This window comes from Mucilaginibacter sp. (genome assembly GCF_039921305.1).
GTDB lineage: Bacteria > Bacteroidota > Bacteroidia > Sphingobacteriales > Sphingobacteriaceae > Mucilaginibacter.
In genome coordinates this window covers 1-3992 of record NZ_JBDSCA010000054.1, presented here as the reverse complement: position 1 = coordinate 3992, position 3992 = coordinate 1, and the positions used below count along the sequence as shown (strand labels likewise).

The following is a 3992-nucleotide window of genomic DNA, read 5'->3' as shown; positions in this document are numbered from 1 at the left end:
CTGCAATCCGCTAACGAAGAAATGCAGTCCGCCAATGAGGAAATGCAAAGTTCGAACGAAGAGTTGCAATCGGTGAATGAGGAATTGCAAACGGTCAATAAGGATCATCAGCAGACTATTGACGATTTAACGGATCTGAATGACGACCTGAACAATTATTTTCGCAGCAATACCAACGGCCAGTTATTTGTTGACAGGGAGCTGCTGCTAAAAAGATATTCGCCCGGTGCGGTAAAACACATCAATATTCGCGAGGGCGATATTGGTCGCCCGCTAAGCAATATCACTACGAATATAAAATCTGAAACCCTGATAGATGATATAAAGAAAGTCATTGATGATGAGGTGCCCATTACCCGCGAAGCGGCAGCTACTGACGGAAAGATCTACCAGGTGATGACCATGCCCTACTTGAAGAAAAATAGCAAAAAAGCCGACGGGGCAATTATCAGTTTCTATGACATCACGGAATTAAAAAAACTATTGCAGGAATTGGATATCAGCAATAAAAGCCTGGATATCAGCAACCGGAGCCTGGATAGCAGTAATAAGAGCCTATTAAGGATTAACGCCGACCTGAACAACTTTGTATTTGGCGCCTCACATGACCTGAATGCACCTATCGTCAATATTGGAATGCTACTGGAAATCCTTAATGATAAGTTGAATACAAAAGACCCGGAGGTTATGGAACTATCCGGGATGATGAATAAGGCGGTAATCAATTTCAAAGCCATTATCAGCGATCTGGCTAAGGTAGGCTTTATCGAATCGGAATATGAAGTTGAGAGTCTGGAAAATTTCCCGGAGATTTTTAAGGAGATCAAAGAGACGCTATCAGAAAAAATCAAGGTTTCGAAAGCGATTTTTCATACGGATTTCAGAAAAAAAGAAGTTCGGTTCGCTAAAAAAAACCTGCGAAGTGTAATGTTTAACCTGATCACGAATGCATTAAAGTTCAGCTCACCCGATCGTGTGCCGGAAATCAGCATCAAAACTGAACTAGAAGGTGATTATAACGTATTAACGATCACTGATAACGGCATCGGCATTACAAAAGATGAGATAGACCATATTTTTAAAAAGTATAAACGAGTCAATGAAACTGCCGAAGGAACAGGCATCGGATTATATTTGATCCGAAAGATCGTCAATGCATCCGGCGGTAAGATCGAAGTGGAATGCGATTCAGGCAAAGGCTGCTCTTTTAAAGTATTTTTTAAAATGATAGCAGAACCGATAGTAATACCAACAACCATTTTATAAAGTAGCTGAAATTTAAAAAAACTAACCAGTAATTAATTTAACTTAGTTATACTTTAGCCAGTACATTTATTTAAAACTAAAACAGAATCCAGCCACTTAAGAGGTTTCTTTCCCTTTTTGATTTTCATAAAGCAAAGTATTTATCCGTCATACCCGGCTTCATGATCGAGCTTATCTACTTGTTTTCGCAGAATGATTATCAACTTGGATTGCTGTCTACCTGTTGCCTTATGTTGTTACTTTCCTTAATTGGTCTTTCACTAATAAGTTGTAGTTAACCCTCCGAATCTAAAAACCAAAGTTCCGCTTCAGCGATCGCTTTTCTTAAAGCAATTTTTATTTCTATGCCCTCTTGAGCATAACCAGATGCCAGGTCGAGCGCCTTTTCCTTTACCTCTGGCCGAAGGTCTTTCAATTGATCATCGAACCCTTCAAATTTTCCTACATTCATCATCGGCTCCCTTCAATTTTACTAAATACTATCTACAATAGTAGTGCATTTATCTTCGGTATTTCGAACAAACTCGCCTGACCAGTTTTTGTTATCAGGTTTGTTCACTTAAGAAGCTTCGTATTTAAAACAAACTAAGAATAATTATGTTACATTTATTACTGCTATTCCATCGTTTCTTTCTCTTAATTCACTCAAAAAATCATGGCTAAAATTGTCGATAAACAGTACATTATAGCCATTGGTGCTTCTGCCGGCGGCTTGGAAGCAATTTCCGCATTTTTCGATTATACCCCGCTTGACGCGGTTTCCTATATCTTAATACAGCACCTGTCCTCTGATTTTAAAAGCCAGATGGCCCACTTACTGGCACAACATAGCAAACTGGAAGTTATCGAGGCAGTTGAAAACGTGGATATTAAGCCTAATACCGTCTACCTGATCCCAAGTTCCAAATTCATGACCGTTGAAAACGGCAGGCTCTTACTATCTGATAAAAAAGATCAGTCCCGTCCATATATGACGATTGATTACTTTTTTACTTCCCTGGCGAAAGAGCGAGGAGATAAGGCCATAGGGGTCATACTGTCCGGTACAGGCAATGATGGTTCAAATGGGATTGAAGCCATCAAAAATGCCGGGGGCCTTGTGCTTGTTCAGGAACCTGCCACTGCAGCCTTTGATGGGATGCCACTGGCGGCTATCGCTACTGATTCTGCCGACTTGGTCCTGTCACCGGAGGCTATGCCTAAGATTATTGAAAATTATGTAAAAGAGGGCAAACTAATATTACCTACGGGTCAAAAACCGGACGATATTACTGAGGAGATGCTTGGGCAGATATTTAACCTCATCAAAGCGAACCTACCATTGGATTTTTCGGAATATAAGCGTCCTACCATTATTAGGAGAATCACGAAGCGAATGGCCGAGCACAATTTTAAACAGGTTATTAAATACTATAATTATTTAAAAGACAACCATTCGGAGATCGGATTGTTGGCAAATGATTTTTTGATAAGTGTCACCTCTTTCTTTCGTGACCCTGATGCCTTTAAGATCATCGAAGAAAAAGTAATCCCAGATATCATCAAAAACAACAGAGAAATATTGAAGATATGGATAGCCGGTTGCGCCACGGGGGAAGAAGCATATTCCATGGCTATTCTAGTAAAAGAGTATTTGAAGCTACACCCAAAAGAACTTGAAATCAAAATATTTGCAACGGATATCAGTAAAGCCGCTTTGGATATCGCATCTAAAGGCATTTATCCAAATACAATAGAAAAAACAGTTTCCAAAGAAAGGCTAAATAAGTATTTTACAAAAGACGGCGCAACTTACAAAGTTAAGCATGAGATCAGAAAAATGCTGGTATTTGCCCAGCATGACCTGGTTAAAAACCCACCTTATTGCAATATCGACCTGATCAGCTGTCGGAATCTGCTCATCTATCTTAACCCGGTATCGCAGAAAAAAGTGTTTGCCATGATGCATTTTGGATTAAAACAAAATGGCTACCTTTTCCTGGGCCCCAGTGAAAATTCCGGCACATTAAAAGAAGATTTTGAAGAGATTAGCACAAAATGGAACATATTTAAAAGTAATAAAACCGCGCGCGGGGTCAGGTTTGATGCTTTTTCATCTCATGTGATTGAAAGGGCAAAAATAAATAATAAGGAAGTAAGTAAAAAGACCCATCTTCCGGCTTCCAGATCTGCTTTGGAGGAACAGATCAATTCTTTCCTATATAAAGAATCCGGCCTTACCGGTATCTGTACTGATGAAAACCTGTTGGTGATCCAATCATTCGGTGATATTAATTCCTACCTTAAAAATGAAAATTTTAATTTCGATTTGAATAAGCTGCTGCCGGATAGTATTTCTATTATTTTTAAAGCTGCGGCCCATAAGGCATTGATGCTGGATGAAAGAGTATTACTAAAAGAAGTAAACATTGAACCTTTCGAAAATTTAAAAAGTCGGATAATCAATATCTCCATCAGCCCCTTTTATGTAAACAATTCGGAAGAACGGTTGCTGCTTGTCATTTTTTCAGAGGCCAAAGCCGTACAGAGCGAAGAAAATATTATCAGTACAGGGGATATCAATGAAATCACTAAAGAGCATTTGATCAGCATGGAAATGGAAATTGCCGAATTAAAACATAGTCTCACAGTAGCTCAAGAGCGCATAGCTTCCTCGGATGAAAATATGCAATCTTACAACGAAGAGCTGCAATCGGCTAATGAAGAAATGCAATCATCCAATGAGG

At 39.3% G+C, this 3992-nt stretch carries 3 protein-coding genes; 2 read left to right on the top strand and 1 reads right to left on the bottom strand.

Annotated features, from left to right (window positions below; all coding sequences use genetic code 11):
* Positions 1–1266 (top strand): ATP-binding protein (locus ABIN91_RS16720; protein WP_348052386.1); only part of this gene is annotated, 1266 nt, incomplete at its 5' end.
* A gap of 274 nt (positions 1267–1540) precedes the next feature.
* On the opposite strand, the gene ABIN91_RS16715 is transcribed toward ABIN91_RS16720, so the two are convergent.
* On the bottom strand, positions 1541–1720 hold the full coding sequence (locus ABIN91_RS16715; RefSeq protein WP_348052384.1) for a hypothetical protein: 180 nt from the start codon (positions 1718–1720) through the stop codon (positions 1541–1543).
* 201 nt (positions 1721–1921) lie between these two features.
* Here ABIN91_RS16715 and ABIN91_RS16710 point away from each other — a divergent pair.
* A partial coding sequence (locus ABIN91_RS16710; protein WP_348052382.1) for a CheR family methyltransferase occupies positions 1922–3992 on the top strand: 2071 nt, incomplete at its 3' end.